The organism is Streptomyces sp. NPDC053560 (assembly GCF_044544605.1).
GTDB lineage: Bacteria > Actinomycetota > Actinomycetes > Streptomycetales > Streptomycetaceae > Streptomyces.
In genome coordinates, this window is sequence record NZ_JBITXI010000005.1 from 69045 (window position 1) to 82870 (window position 13826).

Sequence of the window (13826 nt, forward strand, 5' to 3'; positions counted from 1 at the left end):
CTCCGGGCAGGTGGGTATTGGTGGGGGTCAGGCGTAGAGGGGAACGGTGTCCACCTCCGTCATCCAGCCGGGGGCCGGGTACTCCTCGTGGAGTCGCGTCACCTCGTCCTCCATCTCCGGCGCCGTGCGGGCCTTCGTCATGAACGCGATCTCCGTCTTCACTCGCCGACCGTCGCGCTTGTCCATCTGCCAAACAGTGATCGCAAACTCGGTCATGACGTTGGGTCCTCTCGGGCAGAGTGGTGAGGGCGGGGCCGGCTGGCCCCGCCCGGCGGCTGGTGGTCAGCGGGCGAGGATCGCTTCGCCGAGCGGAGTGAGGGTCACGGCCTGGCCGCGGTAGAGGGAGGTCGAGGTGTCGCGCTGCGCCCACTTCTGGTCGATGGCGTGCTCGACCATGTCGCGACGTGGCCGGTCGTGGCCCGGGGCGGTCTCGACGCACACGCTGCCACTGGTGCGGAACTGCTGGAGCCTGACGCCGGCCGTCTTGATGGCCTGGAGCGTCCGCTTCTGCGCGGGCGTCACCTTCGGGACCTCCACGGCCGCCGCGACGTTCACCGGGGCCTCGGCGACCTTGGCCGGCTCGGCGTCGGCCGCCTCGTCGACCTCGTCGACCTCGATCGTGTCGACCGCGTTGAGGAAGCGGCGCTGCCCGTCCTGCTCGGCCAGCCGCGCCGCGTTGGCGACCAGGCTGGTGCTCATGCCCATCCCGTAGGAGAGGAGGACTTCCATCACCTCGGCCTTCTGCTTGGCCAGGCCCTCGCGGACGCCGTGCGCCTCGACGCGCTTCATGAGCTGGCGCCAGGGCTTCGCGTTCGCGGAGGCGACCAGCGCAGCGTCGATGGTCTGGCTGAGGTCGGTCGCCGCGCCCTGGCCGAGCCGTTCGGCCAGCAGGGTGCGGGCCTTCTCATCGTCCGTGTATGCCATCTCGGCTCGGTGGGTCAGGGTGCGAAGGGCGGTGCTGGCGTCCATCTCGTGTCCTTTCGGGGTGGTTTGTTGATCTACATACATCATTCCATAAATGCGCTTTGGAAAACCCGTTTTTGGCCTGTATCGCGACGGAGTTTCAGGGGTTTGACCTGCGAAAACACGGCCCCCTGAGTCTTGGTCATTCAAGCTATTGGGTACCCACTATCCTGTGCCTATGGATCACAGCCACCCACCTGAGCCGTACGCCCACCTGGCCCGGCTCGCCGACGGCGAACCGACCCTGGCCCAAGCCGAGGCGCTGACGCGGGCACTGAACAACGCCCCCGATCTCCAGCGCTGGCTGAAAGCACAGAAGGCCCGCGTCGTCTCCGACTTGATGGCCACTCACAGCCGCGAGGAGATCGGCGCACGCATCGGCTGCAAGCCGCAGCGGGTCTCCGACATCGCGGCCGGGCACAGGCGGCAGCCCGGCCCGCGCCGCACGGTGAAGCCGGACGCCTGACCGGCCAGGGCAGCACGAGGCGCCCCACACCACCAGGTGTGGGGCGCCTTGCATGTGCGCGGCCGGTCCCGTCAGGCGCGCATCATCCGCTCCAGGTCAGCGAGGATCGGGGCGATGTCGGCGTACGCGAACTCCACCGTGGAGACGATGCCCGACTCGTCCGTCGGCCCGTACCGGTACGAGTTCGGTGCGGTCACCAGCAGGCGGCCGTCGACCTGGACGGCGCCCGCGCCGCCTGAGTGGCCGGCTCCCGGGGGCCACCGCCGGTAGGTGTCGGTGCTGACGATCTGAGTCAAGGCGGCGGCCAGCGCGGCGGGCGGGCTCGGCGCGAGGGTCGTGTCCTCGTCGACGACGCGCCACGCGGCGGCCAGCTCTTCGTCGGTGACGTCACGCTCGCCACCGACCATCCGCACGGCCGCGTTCTCGTAGACGCTGGCGCCGACGTACGCGGACTCGCGGCGGATCTCCACCGAGTACCAGGGGCTCATCGCCGGGGAGGGTTCGAGAATGGCGCCCATGGTGGGCCTCCTTCGGTTTCGGGTGAGCCGGAGGCCGGTCGGCCCCCAGCAGGGTGCAAATCAGGCAGCGTTGGCGTCGAACAGGCTCAACTGCTCCTGCTCGTCCGGCACGGCTTCCAACGGGCGCACTTCCATAGGGCGGCTCGTGGACGTCTTGGGCAGTTCGGGCCGCGGGGCCGGACGCCCGACAGCGGCGTAAAGTTCGGCGACCAGCTCGGGCGCGATGCGGTGCTCGGCGATCTCCTCTTCGGTGGGCACCCAGTCGGTCGGCCGCTTGCGGCCCAGCCGGTGCGTGATGCCCTGGACCTTCGCCCACACCCCCCACAGCCGCTCGTCCCGCTCCTCCCACTCGCGCAGCTCCTCGAGTGCCGCGTGCAGCGCTTCGGTCTCGGCCTGGCGCTGCCGGTCCGCCTCGGTCTCCGCGATGGCCTGCCGGTTGGCGTACTCGCCGCCGAGGAGGGGCCGCAGCGGTTCGCGCTCCTCCTTGCGGTCCTTCACGGCCGGTGTCGGTCTCCATCGCCGCCACAGCAGCAGTGCCGTTGCACCGTCGCGGGTCAGGCTCACGCGCTTGCTTCCGGGGCCGTGCGGCTCGTCGACGACGATGAATCCGGCCTTCACCAGCGGGGCGAGACGCTGCTCGTCGACTGGCGTACCGGCGCGGCCGGGCACCGGGTAGTGCCGCAGGACACCGTCCGCGCGGTACTGGAGCCCGATCGACCCGGCGGCGGCGACGAGCTCGGCTTGCCGGGCGGACCAGCCGAGGGCGCGCACCTGCTGGGACTGCCAGGCCCGTTCACGCGCGCCCCGGAAGAATCCCGCCCCGGGCGAGTCCGGAGCGGGCTCGACCGGGGCCGGCTCGGGTTCCGGCGTCGTCGACGGCTCGCCGCCGCTCGGGGTCTCGCGTACGCGGGAGCCGTAGTTCGCGACGCTCGCCATGGGGCGGTCGCCGTCCGTGTAGCGCACCGACACCCGGAACGGGTAGGGGCCTTCGGCCGCCAGGCGCTCGATGTCGTCGGCGCGGTCGGCGATCGTCGCGTCCGCGCGTCGGCTCAGCGGGAGGACGTACGTCCCGATCCGTTCGCCGTTGCGGTAGTCGCCGACCACGCGGAAGTCGCAGCCCCGGCCCTGGACCAGGCCGAGGTCCCGCAGGATGCGCGCGATGGCCACGGTCGGGGTGCTGGGTGGCGTGCTCGTCGTCATGGCTGAGGGCTCCTTGTGTCCGTCCGTCCGGGTCAGCGGCCGTCGTTGTCGGCCATGAGCTGAACCAGCGGCCACCCGGCCTCTTGCGCGTGGCTGCGGGCCTGGCCGTACTCGGCCAGCCGGTCGGGGCGCACGTCACCGTCGACCGTGATGCCGTACGTCGCGGCCTCGAACTCGGTGATGACTTCGGCCGCCTGGTCCGCGAGGTCGTCGAGCGCTTCCTGCCGCGCGAACTCCGGGCGCAGATCGGTCCAGAGGTGCGGGCTGCCGGGGTCGGGCTTGCCCTCGAAGCTCGCGTCGGCCACCACGTACGCGTCGGGTGTGTCGTGCTCGGTCATGAACCAGGCGAGCACCTTCGCCCAGGCGGCCGACGTGGTGTGCGCCGCGACCAGGTACGCGTGCGGCTTCGCACCTTCGTGGCGTTCGGGGCCGGCGACCGAGACGGTGAACGTCCGCTCGCGCTGCTTGTAGTCGTAGGGCAGCTCGTAGAGCGGGCCGCGCTCAGCGAGTTCCTGCACCGGCTGAGCCGGCTTGGTCTGCCCCGGGCGGGCGGATGCGGGTGTGGCGGTCATGGCGTGTCCTCTCAGAGTTCGGGTGGTGTCCGGACGCTGTCCGGGCAGGTGGCGCGGAGTGTCCGGCCGACTGTCCGCACAGCGCCCGGACACGTCCGGGGACGTGTCCGGGGGTGTCCGTGCTCGGCGTCAGACCGGGGTCGGCGCGGCGGTCAGGAGCTTGAGGTACGTCGTGAACTCGTCACGGCGGTGCGCCGTGGCGGCGCGCCGGGCCTCTTCGCGGTCGCCGCAGTGGCGGGAGAATTCGCCGCACTCGCAGATGGCGACAGAGGCCGAGGAGTGGAGCATCCCGGCGCGTCGGCCCGGCTTGTTCAGTCCGGCGCTGGGCGGGTCGTTGGGGCCGGGCCGGTGCCAACCCTCGGGCTCGGTGGTGCGGGTGCGGTGATCGCGGGCGATCAGCGCGAGCCGGGTGACGAGAGTCAGCCGGACGCTGTTGTCGTCGCCAGCGTGGACTAGGCCGCGCGCCCGCAGTCTCGCGCTGGCTGCGGGCGGGATGCGCCAGATGCCGCCCGTGATGACGCGCGCCTCCGGGTCGTACGTCGCCGGGTGGCGCTCAGAGTCGATGAGCAGCAGGTCCTCACACGTGCGGACGGTCAGCGCATTGCCGACCGGCAGGTGAGGGACGAGCTCGATCGAGCGGGGCGCCTCGATGACCTGGGTACCGACGCCGAACCGCCTGGCCGTCCACGAGACCGTCGCGCCTCCGTCGGTGCTCGCGTCGATGGTGTAGCCGCGGGTCACCGCGCGGCGCAGGATCAGCATGGCGTGCGCCTCGCTGGCGTTGCCGTTGGTGGTGCCGCCCTGGTGGGTGATCGTCTCGCGGAACATGTCGGGTCCTCCCGTTGGTTGGTGGGCGGGGGCTGCCGGGCGGCGGCCCCCTGTGCGGTGTCCGGACAGTCCGGACACCGGTCAGGCGGGGACGGCCTGACGCGCGGCCTTGTGCTCCGCCCGCAGCTCGTCCGCGAGGCTCTTCGCGGCGTCCTGCCGCTCGCCGTCGCTGCTGGTGCGGTGCTCACGGGCGAGGCGGGCGAGGCGGGCGGCGAGGGCCAGCGGCGCGGCGACGTCGGCCGCGGGTGCGGCGGGCGTGAACGTCACCGAGTTGTCGCTGTTCGCGGCGACCGTGATTCCGCCGTTGCTGGTCACGTCCATCCGGTAGTCGCTGGCGCTGGCGAAGCGCAGGTAGGCGCGGACGTCGGCCTCACTGGCCTGCTCGGTGGTGCGGGCGCCCCGGTAGGTGATGGCTGCGGTGAACATGGCGTCTCCTCGTTGTGGTGTGCGGGTGGGTGGGTCAGGCGGCGGCGATGAGGTCCCAGGCCCCGGCCGGGGTCATCTCTTCTGGCACGTCGATCTCGGCGAGCAGGCGCGAGCCCTCGTGAACGGTCAGGTGGCCGGAGCGCAGCTCGGCGGTGCGTCGGCCGTCGGCCGTGCGGTAGGTGACCGGCAGGTCGCGGTTCCAGCGCCCGTACGTCCGGACGGTGGCGGCGAGCTCGTCGTGATCGGCGTGCAGGTCGACGAGCGAGGAGAGCGCAGCGAGCGCCACGTCCTCGTCTCGGCTGTCGAGGTGGCCGCTCTCGTGCACGGCCAGCAGCCGGGCACGGATGGTGCGCTCGGCGTCCAGGTGCTCGAAGTGGAGCGGGTGCAGGTCGTAGTGCCGCACGCGTTCGCCGGTGACGATCTCGGCGACGTGGTCGACGACCACGGGCGAGACGCCGGTGCCGGCGGCCCGGGCCGCGTCGCGTGCGGCCAGCAGGGCGGCGCCTGCCGCTTCGGGTACGTGTGCGGCGGGCTTGTCTGCCTCGTCGAGGAACGCGAGCGAGGCGTCGTGCAGGTGGCGGGCGACGGCCAGCACGGCGCGGCGTCGGGGGTGGTCGGCCGCGCGGCCTCGGACGATGTTGCCGAGCAGTCGGGCGCGGGTGGCGGCCTTCACGTAGCTGTTCATGGTGGTGTCCTCCGTCGGACGGTCAGGCGGCGGCGACCAGGTGGGCCGCGGCGGCGTGGTAGCAGGCGATCGAGCGCAGGCCGGCGGGGCAGTTGCACTGTCCGGAGGCGGCTGTCCGGTAGACCTCGCTGCCGTCGTCGGACACGGCGAGGAACACGCGGTTCGCGCGGAGCGGGATGAGGGCGCCCATCTCCAGCAGCTCGATCGCCTTCGTGATCTGCCACTGGGGGTAGGGCGTGGCGGCGCAGCGCCCGGTGCGGCGGACCTTGCGCCTGCACTTCGGGCCGTAGCCGTCGGGGGTGGGGCGGCGCAGCGGGCGGCGGCACTTGTGGCAGCGGACCGGTTCGGTGTGGGTGGCCGATGCGCTCATGACCTGCCCTTTCGCCTGGCTGGGTGGGTTGGTGTGACATTCAAATCCTACCCAAAGGCAACTTTGGAAAATCCAGTTTGGAAACTGGGTTCAGCAAAGTATCGGCAAAGCGGGGATGTGTCCGGACAGGCGTCCGTGCAGGTCAGCGAAACGGCAAGGCGCCCTGCCCTCCGCGGGGGAGGGCAGGGCGCCTGGGCTGTCCGGACACTGTCCGGCTAGCTGTCCGCGGGGCGCTTGCACCTGTCGTGCCGCTCGCAGTTGCACCGGCCGCAGGCCGCGCACATCTGCCCGGCCTCCAGCCCGCAGGCGCCGCAGCCGCCGGTGGCGTCCAGTTCGGCGTCGTCGAGCGCCGAGGCCAGGTCGACGAGTGCGGCCCGGTCGAAACGCTTCCGGGGCTTGCACGAGCCGTCACAGGTCGACGGCCCACCCAGCAGGACGGCGTCCTCGCCCTCGTGGCCCTCGCAGGCGTAGTCGAGGTCGTCGTAGGCGTCGACGGTGATCGTCGCCTTGTGCGCGTTCAGGGTGGCGGTCTCCCCCGCGTCGGCCTGGAGGCGCACGACGTCCACGGCCGCCATGGTCTGCTTGTCGTCGGCCACGGGTTCGCCCTGCGCCACGTGCACGCCGTACACGAGGGCCAGCAGGTCACCGTTCCCCTCGCAGGTGAACTGCCGCTCGTCGATGGCCGGGTGTTGGATCGTCACTTCGTACATGGATTCCTCGTCTCGGATGTAGGGGCGCAGGGGTGGCTACTCGCCGGCCGGGCCGTGCGAGCGGACGGCCAGGGCCGCATGGTTCACTGCGACGCCGCCCGGGCTGCCGGGGCGGTGCGCGAACACGCACTGGGAGCACCTGAGCATCGGCTCGGTACGCCAGCCGCGTTCAGCGAGTCGGTCCGCGAGGATCTTGAGGCACAGCCCGTGCCACTCGTCGTCACGGCGCCTGACTCGTCCGCCTTCGAGCCAGTAGAAGGCGACCCGCCCGGCCCCGCGGGGGTCGGCGACCCATCCGCGTACGTCCCGCTCGTCGTCAGCAGGCTCGCTGATGTCGTGGCGGTCGGTGAGGGTCGCGGGCAGCAGGCCGTCCAGGGCCTCACGGGCAGCGATCACGTCGGGGTCGGTGCAGTGGCGCGGGGCGCAGCCGCGTGAGGTGCCGTTGTGCTCGACGATGACGCCCTCTATGGGCTGTCCGGACGCGGGCGCAGACTGTCCGGACGCACCCGGCAGGTTGTCCGCGCGGAGCGCGAGGGTCACCGGCGAGGCGTGCTCGGCACGCACCGGTACGCCCAGCGCCCGGGCGGCGCACTCGGCGAGGTGAGCGCTGTCCGCGTACTCGCCGGCCATGTATTCGTGTGCAGGGGTGGGCAGTCGGCCGAACTCGCCGCGCTCCTCGGTGATGGCGGCGGGGAGGGCGACGACGAGGAACCCGACTACCCCTTCGGGGCCGACCACGAGCACGTCACCGTCGGTGACGTCGTCGCGGTCGCACGCGGTGCGGGCATCAGCGGTGCTGGTGAAGTGGTGGATTTTCAGCTCGGCGCGGGCCTCGCGGCGGGCATCGGTCTCGGCGACGATCTCGCCGACCTGGAACGCGGCGGCGGCCAGTTGGGACTGGCCCGCAAGGTGCCGGACATAGCTCTGAGGATCGGACATCTTCTGCCTTCTCGGGTGAGTGAGTGATTCACTCCCATTCTACCCAAAGCCGCCTTTGGAAAACCGAGTTTCGGATCGTTTGCGCAGGTCAGGCACGCCACACTCGTTTTCCAAAGCTGACTTGTGAAATACTTCTCTGCATGAGCGCCCACCCGAAAAAGGCATCACCGCCGTACGAGCCGAGCGCAAAACTGCTCGCCGCCCAGAAAGCCATGGACGACGCATGGACGGAGTACGAGGCCAAGCGGCACGCGTACCGCAAGGCCATCGCCGACGAGCTGCGGGCGTCGGGGCTCTCACAGGGGAAGATGGCCGAGCACACCCCGTACACCGAGCCGACGGTGCGAAGCATCGCGATCGAGTACAACGTCACGCCGAAGCGCCAGGTGCGCTCGAAGAAGGACTGAGGCCGCACACACAGAGGGCCGCGCACCACAGGTACGCGGCCCTCGGCGCCGTCCCGGCCCGACGGGGAACCAGACCGGCACTCCTACGTGAAGCGGACCAGCAACGCGACCACGAGGCCGACGATCATGACCGTTCCTACGATCTGCTGCTCGCGCGGCAGAGCGAAGAAGCTGGACCGCCCCGGTTCGACCACACGCTCACCGTCCGGGACGTGCCCGCCGTGGAACTGCCGGCGATGCTCGTGCCGCTCGATGGCGAGCGCGCTACGGGTCAGCACCGGGGGTGACGTCGTCCGGCACTGCTCGCACCGGTACCTCTTTCGCATCGCCGCCCCCTTAGCCATTCCGATCACCCCCATGATGCTGGATTCTCCACGCGGATGGACCCCTCTCGGGGTCACGAACGATGCTGTATCCCCTCCCATTTGGCTCTCCGCCCGACTCTCCGCCGCTCTCCGCTTCCGGAGAGTCCGCAGGTCGCGGCAGCTCTCCGGGGGCGGAGAGCGGCGCGGAGAACGCCCCTGGGCCACTCCCGGGGGAGGGCAGCGGCGGAAGCTGCGTGCGGTGCACTCCGGCCCGCCCAGCGACCCCCCTCGCGCGGAACTTCCGGGAGGGGTCGAAGCCACCCGCGATGAGGGCCTGGCGCAGCTCCTCATCAGTGGCCGAGGAGAGGCCCGGCAGGTGCTCCCGCATGGCCGGCCGCAGGTCGACCAGGTGCACCCCGTTCTCCTCCCCGATCTCCTTCCGCAGGAGATTGGTCAGCGGGGGCTCGTCGGGGACGGCAGGAGCCACCTCTCCCCCTGCCGTGTCGGCCGCGGTGGCGGGCTGCTTGGAGAGGTCGACGGCAGGGTACTTGGCGGCTTTGCGGAAGCGTCCGAACAACCCGCCCCGCGTCTTCTGCGGCTGCTCCTCGCACGGCTGCTCCTGCGGCTCCTCCCCCTCCTGCTGTTCCTCCCCCTCCTTCTGCTGCTTCCCTGCTTTCCTGGGCGTGCTGCCGGGGGCGGTGATGCGGCCCTCCCCCGCCAGCATCATGGCGAGGAACAGCGGCCCGCCGATGGCCCACGGCGCGTAGTCGGGATACTTCATGGACAGGCGCACCACGCCGTAGACGGTGAACCCGGCGCCGGCGAAGCGGGCGGCGATGCTGCCGGATTTGCCGATGCTGCCGGACAGCCATCCCACTGCCAGGGCCACGAGCACGGCCAGGCCGCGGCCGAGAACGCACAGGAACTCGACCAGGCCGCGCAGCAGCGCAGGGCCGTTGCGGCGCCCGGCTTCGACGGCGAGCGGACCGAGCTCGGCGAGCGGGCGCAGGTCGACGTACGGGCGGAGGTTGGGCATCGCGAGAGCCCTCGCGGGGTGAAGCTCCTCCCCGTCCGCCTCCTCCTGGTCGTACTCGTCCTCCGGCACCTGGTCCTCGTCGTCGACGACCGGCACGGGGGCGACCGGAGCGGGCACGGGCACCTCGTCGGGCGCCCCGTCCTCGTCGGGGTCGGGGACGGCGTGCAGGTGGGCGGCGCTCATGACGCGAGACTCACCGCGATGAGCTGGATCTTGTCCGCGACGATGCCCCAGGCCCCGTCAGCGCCGGAGGCGACGTACCAGAAGCAGATGCCGATCACGGCGACCTGCCGGGTGGACAGCTTCGCCCACAGGATGACGACGAGCAGCGTCAGGGCCATGCCCGGCATGCTGTAGCGGGGCAGGACGTCCCCGGTCAGGCTGATCGCGTCGTTGACGAGGCTGGATACCAGGTCGAACGGTGTGCCCGCTGCCTTGTACGCGGCTCCGGCGATCATCGAAAGGACGAGGGTGGCTCCCCAGCCGAGCGGCTTGATCTTGCCGCCGCCCTTGGTGCCGAGGATCAGCAGGAAGGTGAGAGCAACGGCGAGTCCGACGGTGCCGAGGGCGCCGAGGATGCTGTTCATGCGTGGTGTCCGTTTCGGGTGGCCGCCGCGTGGCGGGCGGGGTCAAGCGGGCAGGTCGGGAGTTCCGTACAGCAGCACGCCGATGACCATCGAGATCAGCGGTATGCGGGCGGTGATGGCGAAGAGGGGGAACCAGCCGCGGGTGCGGCTGTCCCAGGCCCAGATGCCGAGCGCGATGCCGTACCAGAGCAGGACGTACGGGGCGGTCCACGAGTCGTAGGTGTCCACGAGGAACGCGGTCTCGGCGGTGAAGAACTGCGGGACGCCCAGGGCGAATCCGGCCCCCAGGGCGACGCCGTTGTAGAGGAGCCAGCGATGGCGGCCGGGCAGGTGCAGCCACCACTCGATGAGTGCCTGCTTCGGGGCCGGCTTGCGGTCGTAGTACGTGGGGCGCCGGTAGACGCGGCCGGCGGAGCCGCCGCGGGGCCGCCACCTGCGGCTCTTCTCTCCCCCGTCCTCGTCGTCGTCCGTGCCCTCGTCGACATCGTCGAAGTCGTCGGCCGCGCCGTGCTCTTGGTCGTCGTCGAGGTCGTCCTTGGTGAGCAGTGCCGGCTTCTGTGCCTCGTCGTCCTCGAGGTCGTCGAGGCTGGGCTTGTCCTTCCGCCACCACTCGGGCAGGCGGGGCGGACCGGCGGAGGGCTGACGCGGTGCGGTGTCCGGACCGTCCGAGACGCTGTCCGGGGCCATGTCCGGGGTGTCCGGATCGGTGGTGACCCGGTGGAGCAGGGAGCGCAGGCGTAGGTCCACGTCAGTTCCTTCCGTGCGGCTTGAGGAGGCGGGCGGCTCGCGCCCCGGTGCCGGGGCCGTGCCCGCTGTGGCTGCGAGCGCACTGCCGCAGGACCGCCAGTGCGCTGCTGGCGGGAACGATGCGGATGGGACCGAGGCGGGTCTCTCCCTCGTCGACGGGCGCTCCGTCGATGACGGCGACGGGGATGACCGGACCGCCGAGAACGCGGGCCACCGTGAGGGCTTCGTGGCGTGTGCCGCTGACCCGGTCGGTGACGTCCCGCGTGCCATGCAGCAGCCGGTTCCCGTCGACGCGGACCCGGTAGCGGGCATCCCAGCGTTTCGTGTCGACGAGCACGACGACGCCGCGCGGGCTGATCGCCAGATGGTCGACGTTCGCGTTGCCGGTGGGCAGGCCCAGGTCGTGCAGGATGGTCCAGCCCTCGTTGCGGAGTTGGTCGAGGAGCGCACCGATGCGCCTCTCCCCCGCCGCGCCGGCGTCATAGCGGGCGGCCTGCCGTCCGGCAACGGTCCGCACGCCGACGAGCTCGGCGAGCATCACCAGCGGGGTGCGGAGCTGGCGGGCGCGGGCGGCGGCCGACGTCCCGGCCAGGCCGGGGCGTCGACGTCGCCGCAGCCACCGGACGACGGCGGCTGCGGCGAGCACCAGGGTGGGCGTCACGATGCTGTCCTCTTCTTCTTGTGCGTCTCGATCCGGCCGCGGGTGCGGCGCACGGTCTCGGCGAGGTTCTTCCGCTCGCCGTGCACGGCTGCGACGCGGGCGGTGAGGCTGTCGTCGCTGATCTGCGGGTTTTTGGTGAGCTCGCTGCGGATCGTCGCGGCGATGGAGCCGCCGGCGATCGGCGAGACGGGAGGCACGGGCGGCGCGCTGCTGTCCTGTCCCTGTCCGGAGGTGTCCGTGCCGGCGGTGTCCTGCGTGTCCGGACGCTGCCCCGGCGCGGGCTGCGCGGGCACCTGTCCGGACACTGGCGGGACAGGTGTGTCCGCGTTGTCCGGACGCTGTCCGGACGGCAGTGAGCCGGCCTGGCCGGTGGTGATCGCCTCCGCGCGGTTGGCTTCCGGCCCGAACGCCGCCTGCGCGTACGCCTCGAAGGTGTTGAGGCGTCGGAGCTGCGCCGAGACGGCCATCCGCGCGGCGATCTTCTCGCGGCGGCGGCGCAGCCAGAACGCCACGCCAGGCGAGAGGGGCACGGCGTAGTAGCGCAGGACCAGAGCGCACAGGCCCTTGGCGAGCAGGGAGACCGCGGCCCCCGCGATACCGGCGACGGTCTCCTCGTGGTGGTGCCCGAAGGCGATGACCGTGCCCATGGAGATGCCGAGGGCGACCCAGCCGCAGTTTCGGGCGATCCGGGCACGGTCCGGGTCGAACCGCTCCAGCCACTCGACGGCGATGCACACGAGCCACGACACGTCGAAGATCGCGGCGATGCTGTAGGCGATCAGTGCGGGCACGATGGTGTCCAGGAGTCCGCCGATGCTGGCGGTGGTGCCGGAGACCGCGAGGAGGGTCACGACGACGGCGACGGCGGTCACCGCCCGCAGGACGATCAGGTCCCAGTCGCGGGGCGGCACCGGCACCCACTCGTCGAACTCGACCTCGCGGGTCTCGGCCTGGCCGTCGATGACCGTCGTCTCCGGCCTGGTCCGGGTGACCTTCTCGTAGCGCACGCCGGGGATGCGTGGCCTGTCGGTGCCCTCGTGCATGGGTCTGCCTCTCGGGTGTGGCGATACAAGGGGGTGGCCGGGCCGCTCCCCTGGGGGGAAGTCGGAGGGCGGCCCGGCCCGAAGGACCGGAGACGGTACGTCACCGTCACCGGTCGGCTTCGTCCCTCGCCGGTGAGGCCAAGTCCGCTACTTCGGTGCGTCCTTGGGCTTCTCCGGCTCGGACTGCTTCTTCTCGGGCGGGTAGTAGCCGCCGCGCGCCGGGTCGTATTCGGTGCGGTGGCGTTCGTTCCCGGGCCGCTCGGGCTGGCGGGTCGACATCGTGCGGCGGTGAGTCATGACCGCCTCCGCCCGTTGGACGAGGCAGTGTGCGAGGCGCGCGACCGGGCCATGCCCGATTGCAGCCGCGCCTGCCCCGCCCGCTCCTCGCGTTCCTTCGGGGTGCCGTAGTCCTCGGCCGCTTCGGCGAGGAGCTTCTTGGCTCCTTCACTGCTGCCGTTGCTCATCAGAGGGCACCGCCCGTCGCGCCGACCAGGTCGCCGGCCGGGGCGCGGTTGATGACGCGGCGCAGGCGCAGCGCGTACTCACCGCGGGTGATGTCGGCGGGCTGCTCCGGCGCTGCGGCCATCGCCGTACGGGCGATGTGCGCGGCGCGGCTGCCGATGCTCCGGCCGCAGATGTCGTACGCCTGCGTCTGGACGTTGATCAGCAGCGCGTTCTCTTCGAGCCGGTCGCCGGGTCGGGCGGTCGTGAAGTGGTCGGCGACCGCCGCGAGTACGCGGGCGACGGTTTCGGTGAAGTCCGGGTCGTCGCCGGCCGCTGCCGGAGGCGATTTCAGATCAGTAGAGTGAGCCATGCGTCAGCTCCTGTAGTGGCAGGTGTCTGGCGGTTCCCGGCCCTCGCGTGCGACCGCGAGGCCGGGGTCTAGGCGGCCCGGTATGCGACTACCGGGCCGCCGCTGTAATCGGCCCCGGCTCTCGTGTGCGACCACCAGGGCCGGGGCTTGTGTTGTTTGATCAGAGCCTACCTGCTTGCACAGGTTGCGCAAGCAGGTTCGTGAGAGGATGGCGGCATGCCCGACTCCCCGAAGGGGGCGCCGACCGTACGTGAGCAGGACATCGTGATCGTTTCGATTCCGGAGATTCCGGACCGCTTGACGGCTGAGAACCTGCCACGCGTCAGTGCGGCACGGGTCCGGCAACTCGTGGCCGCTGACCCGGATTTCCCGAAGCCGATCTACGTGCGCGGCCGTGTGCGGCTGTGGCTGTGGAACGCGGTGCTGCGGTACTTCCGACAGCGGAAGCTGCGACCGGGCTACCGGACCGATCTCGAAGAGAAGCGCCAGGCGGAGGCCGCCCAGCAGGCGGAGAAGGGCGGGGAGTAGCCCGGCAGTTCACCACGTGAC

General features: G+C 71.3%; 23 protein-coding genes. 3 read left to right on the forward strand and 20 right to left on the reverse strand.

The genetic code is table 11. The features are described from left to right. Positions 1-27 precede the first annotated feature (27 nt). Both ACIGQF_RS12830 and ACIGQF_RS12835 read right to left on the reverse strand, forming a co-directional pair. Entirely contained in the window at positions 28-216 is a 189-nt protein-coding gene (locus tag ACIGQF_RS12830) for a hypothetical protein (protein WP_399708894.1), read from the reverse strand. 66 nt (positions 217-282) lie between these two features. Further along, positions 283-969: a hypothetical protein gene (locus tag ACIGQF_RS12835; RefSeq protein ID WP_399708897.1), complete on the reverse strand. Its 687-nt coding sequence runs from the start codon at positions 967-969 to the stop codon at positions 283-285. Between the two features lie 172 nt (positions 970-1141). Here ACIGQF_RS12835 and ACIGQF_RS12840 point away from each other — a divergent pair, with 172 nt between their 5' ends. Beyond that, positions 1142-1429 carry a sigma-70 family RNA polymerase sigma factor gene (locus ACIGQF_RS12840; RefSeq protein WP_399708900.1) on the forward strand — a complete coding sequence of 96 codons (288 nt, stop codon included), beginning with the start codon at positions 1142-1144 and terminating at the stop codon, positions 1427-1429. A 71-nt stretch (positions 1430-1500) separates the two neighbouring features. Here ACIGQF_RS12840 and ACIGQF_RS12845 read toward each other — a convergent pair whose 3' ends face one another. From ACIGQF_RS12845 to ACIGQF_RS12885, 9 genes are all read right to left on the reverse strand, one after another. Then, positions 1501-1947, reverse strand: a complete 447-nt coding sequence (locus tag ACIGQF_RS12845; protein WP_399708903.1) for a hypothetical protein — start codon at positions 1945-1947, stop codon at positions 1501-1503. A gap of 60 nt (positions 1948-2007) precedes the next feature. After that, the gene (locus tag ACIGQF_RS12850; protein WP_399708906.1) at positions 2008-3147 is read right to left on the reverse strand and encodes a hypothetical protein; all 1140 of its coding nucleotides are present in this window, start codon (positions 3145-3147) and stop codon (positions 2008-2010) included. A gap of 32 nt (positions 3148-3179) precedes the next feature. Beyond that, a complete protein-coding gene (locus ACIGQF_RS12855) occupies positions 3180-3719 on the reverse strand; it encodes a hypothetical protein (RefSeq protein WP_399708909.1) in 540 nt (179 codons plus the stop codon). A gap of 129 nt (positions 3720-3848) precedes the next feature. Then, on the reverse strand, positions 3849-4547 hold the full coding sequence (locus tag ACIGQF_RS12860) for a hypothetical protein (protein WP_399708912.1): 699 nt from the start codon (positions 4545-4547) through the stop codon (positions 3849-3851). An 81-nt stretch (positions 4548-4628) separates the two neighbouring features. Beyond that, positions 4629-4973 (reverse strand): hypothetical protein, encoded by a 345-nt coding sequence (locus ACIGQF_RS12865; protein WP_399708915.1) that lies wholly within the window; start codon positions 4971-4973, stop codon positions 4629-4631. Between the two features lie 34 nt (positions 4974-5007). Continuing rightward, positions 5008-5658: a hypothetical protein gene (locus tag ACIGQF_RS12870; protein WP_399708918.1), complete on the reverse strand. Its 651-nt coding sequence runs from the start codon at positions 5656-5658 to the stop codon at positions 5008-5010. Between the two features lie 22 nt (positions 5659-5680). Then, the gene (locus tag ACIGQF_RS12875) at positions 5681-6028 is read right to left on the reverse strand and encodes a hypothetical protein (RefSeq protein WP_399708921.1); all 348 of its coding nucleotides are present in this window, start codon (positions 6026-6028) and stop codon (positions 5681-5683) included. A gap of 215 nt (positions 6029-6243) precedes the next feature. Further along, on the reverse strand, positions 6244-6738 hold the full coding sequence (locus ACIGQF_RS12880; protein ID WP_399708924.1) for a hypothetical protein: 495 nt from the start codon (positions 6736-6738) through the stop codon (positions 6244-6246). A 36-nt stretch (positions 6739-6774) separates the two neighbouring features. Continuing rightward, the gene (locus ACIGQF_RS12885) at positions 6775-7677 is read right to left on the reverse strand and encodes a hypothetical protein (protein WP_399708927.1); all 903 of its coding nucleotides are present in this window, start codon (positions 7675-7677) and stop codon (positions 6775-6777) included. A 140-nt stretch (positions 7678-7817) separates the two neighbouring features. On the opposite strand from ACIGQF_RS12885, the gene ACIGQF_RS12890 reads away from it, so the two are divergent. After that, the gene (locus ACIGQF_RS12890; protein WP_399708930.1) at positions 7818-8084 is read left to right on the forward strand and encodes a hypothetical protein; all 267 of its coding nucleotides are present in this window, start codon (positions 7818-7820) and stop codon (positions 8082-8084) included. Between the two features lie 83 nt (positions 8085-8167). Here the strand turns inward: ACIGQF_RS12890 and ACIGQF_RS12895 are convergent, their stop codons facing one another. The 9 genes from ACIGQF_RS12895 to ACIGQF_RS12935 all read right to left on the reverse strand — a co-directional run bounded on the left by ACIGQF_RS12895 (position 8168) and on the right by ACIGQF_RS12935 (position 13277). Next, positions 8168-8410 carry a hypothetical protein gene (locus ACIGQF_RS12895; RefSeq protein WP_399708933.1) on the reverse strand — a complete coding sequence of 81 codons (243 nt, stop codon included), beginning with the start codon at positions 8408-8410 and terminating at the stop codon, positions 8168-8170. Between the two features lie 10 nt (positions 8411-8420). Continuing rightward, positions 8421-9608: a hypothetical protein gene (locus tag ACIGQF_RS12900; RefSeq protein WP_399708936.1), complete on the reverse strand. Its 1188-nt coding sequence runs from the start codon at positions 9606-9608 to the stop codon at positions 8421-8423. Then, positions 9605-10012, reverse strand: coding sequence for a hypothetical protein (locus ACIGQF_RS12905; RefSeq protein ID WP_399708939.1), 408 nt, complete (start codon positions 10010-10012; stop codon positions 9605-9607). Before ACIGQF_RS12905 ends, ACIGQF_RS12900 begins: the two co-directional genes overlap by 4 nt. A 42-nt stretch (positions 10013-10054) precedes the next feature. Beyond that, the gene (locus tag ACIGQF_RS12910) at positions 10055-10759 is read right to left on the reverse strand and encodes a hypothetical protein (RefSeq protein WP_399708942.1); all 705 of its coding nucleotides are present in this window, start codon (positions 10757-10759) and stop codon (positions 10055-10057) included. A gap of 1 nt (position 10760) precedes the next feature. Beyond that, the gene (locus ACIGQF_RS12915) at positions 10761-11420 is read right to left on the reverse strand and encodes a nuclease-related domain-containing protein (protein WP_399708945.1); all 660 of its coding nucleotides are present in this window, start codon (positions 11418-11420) and stop codon (positions 10761-10763) included. Next, positions 11417-12463 carry a hypothetical protein gene (locus ACIGQF_RS12920; RefSeq protein WP_399708948.1) on the reverse strand — a complete coding sequence of 349 codons (1047 nt, stop codon included), beginning with the start codon at positions 12461-12463 and terminating at the stop codon, positions 11417-11419. Before ACIGQF_RS12920 ends, ACIGQF_RS12915 begins: the two co-directional genes overlap by 4 nt. A gap of 147 nt (positions 12464-12610) precedes the next feature. Further along, positions 12611-12760 carry a hypothetical protein gene (locus tag ACIGQF_RS12925; protein ID WP_399708951.1) on the reverse strand — a complete coding sequence of 50 codons (150 nt, stop codon included), beginning with the start codon at positions 12758-12760 and terminating at the stop codon, positions 12611-12613. Next, a complete protein-coding gene (locus ACIGQF_RS12930; protein WP_399708954.1) occupies positions 12757-12927 on the reverse strand; it encodes a hypothetical protein in 171 nt (56 codons plus the stop codon). Before ACIGQF_RS12930 ends, ACIGQF_RS12925 begins: the two co-directional genes overlap by 4 nt. Next, a complete protein-coding gene (locus ACIGQF_RS12935; RefSeq protein ID WP_399708957.1) occupies positions 12927-13277 on the reverse strand; it encodes a hypothetical protein in 351 nt (116 codons plus the stop codon). The genes ACIGQF_RS12930 and ACIGQF_RS12935 overlap by 1 nt, the downstream gene beginning before the upstream one ends. Positions 13278-13493: 216 nt before the next feature. On the opposite strand from ACIGQF_RS12935, the gene ACIGQF_RS12940 reads away from it, so the two are divergent. Continuing rightward, positions 13494-13805 (forward strand): hypothetical protein, encoded by a 312-nt coding sequence (locus ACIGQF_RS12940; RefSeq protein ID WP_399708960.1) that lies wholly within the window; start codon positions 13494-13496, stop codon positions 13803-13805. Positions 13806-13826 lie beyond the last annotated feature (21 nt).

Coding starts and splice junctions, on each gene's coding strand:
- ACIGQF_RS12890 (WP_399708930.1), top strand. CDS start 7,818: ATGAGCGCCCACCCGAAAAAGGCATCACCGCCGTACGAGCCGAGCGCA.
- ACIGQF_RS12905 (WP_399708939.1), bottom strand. CDS start 10,012: ATGAACAGCATCCTCGGCGCCCTCGGCACCGTCGGACTCGCCGTTGCT.
- ACIGQF_RS12925 (WP_399708951.1), bottom strand. CDS start 12,760: ATGACTCACCGCCGCACGATGTCGACCCGCCAGCCCGAGCGGCCCGGG.
- ACIGQF_RS12895 (WP_399708933.1), bottom strand. CDS start 8,410: ATGCGAAAGAGGTACCGGTGCGAGCAGTGCCGGACGACGTCACCCCCG.
- ACIGQF_RS12840 (WP_399708900.1), top strand. CDS start 1,142: ATGGATCACAGCCACCCACCTGAGCCGTACGCCCACCTGGCCCGGCTC.
- ACIGQF_RS12885 (WP_399708927.1), bottom strand. CDS start 7,677: ATGTCCGATCCTCAGAGCTATGTCCGGCACCTTGCGGGCCAGTCCCAA.
- ACIGQF_RS12940 (WP_399708960.1), top strand. CDS start 13,494: ATGCCCGACTCCCCGAAGGGGGCGCCGACCGTACGTGAGCAGGACATC.
- ACIGQF_RS12875 (WP_399708921.1), bottom strand. CDS start 6,028: ATGAGCGCATCGGCCACCCACACCGAACCGGTCCGCTGCCACAAGTGC.
- ACIGQF_RS12860 (WP_399708912.1), bottom strand. CDS start 4,547: ATGTTCCGCGAGACGATCACCCACCAGGGCGGCACCACCAACGGCAAC.
- ACIGQF_RS12935 (WP_399708957.1), bottom strand. CDS start 13,277: ATGGCTCACTCTACTGATCTGAAATCGCCTCCGGCAGCGGCCGGCGAC.
- ACIGQF_RS12855 (WP_399708909.1), bottom strand. CDS start 3,719: ATGACCGCCACACCCGCATCCGCCCGCCCGGGGCAGACCAAGCCGGCT.
- ACIGQF_RS12865 (WP_399708915.1), bottom strand. CDS start 4,973: ATGTTCACCGCAGCCATCACCTACCGGGGCGCCCGCACCACCGAGCAG.
- ACIGQF_RS12900 (WP_399708936.1), bottom strand. CDS start 9,608: ATGAGCGCCGCCCACCTGCACGCCGTCCCCGACCCCGACGAGGACGGG.
- ACIGQF_RS12850 (WP_399708906.1), bottom strand. CDS start 3,147: ATGACGACGAGCACGCCACCCAGCACCCCGACCGTGGCCATCGCGCGC.
- ACIGQF_RS12930 (WP_399708954.1), bottom strand. CDS start 12,927: ATGAGCAACGGCAGCAGTGAAGGAGCCAAGAAGCTCCTCGCCGAAGCG.
- ACIGQF_RS12870 (WP_399708918.1), bottom strand. CDS start 5,658: ATGAACAGCTACGTGAAGGCCGCCACCCGCGCCCGACTGCTCGGCAAC.
- ACIGQF_RS12845 (WP_399708903.1), bottom strand. CDS start 1,947: ATGGGCGCCATTCTCGAACCCTCCCCGGCGATGAGCCCCTGGTACTCG.
- ACIGQF_RS12880 (WP_399708924.1), bottom strand. CDS start 6,738: ATGTACGAAGTGACGATCCAACACCCGGCCATCGACGAGCGGCAGTTC.
- ACIGQF_RS12835 (WP_399708897.1), bottom strand. CDS start 969: ATGGACGCCAGCACCGCCCTTCGCACCCTGACCCACCGAGCCGAGATG.
- ACIGQF_RS12830 (WP_399708894.1), bottom strand. CDS start 216: ATGACCGAGTTTGCGATCACTGTTTGGCAGATGGACAAGCGCGACGGT.
- ACIGQF_RS12920 (WP_399708948.1), bottom strand. CDS start 12,463: ATGCACGAGGGCACCGACAGGCCACGCATCCCCGGCGTGCGCTACGAG.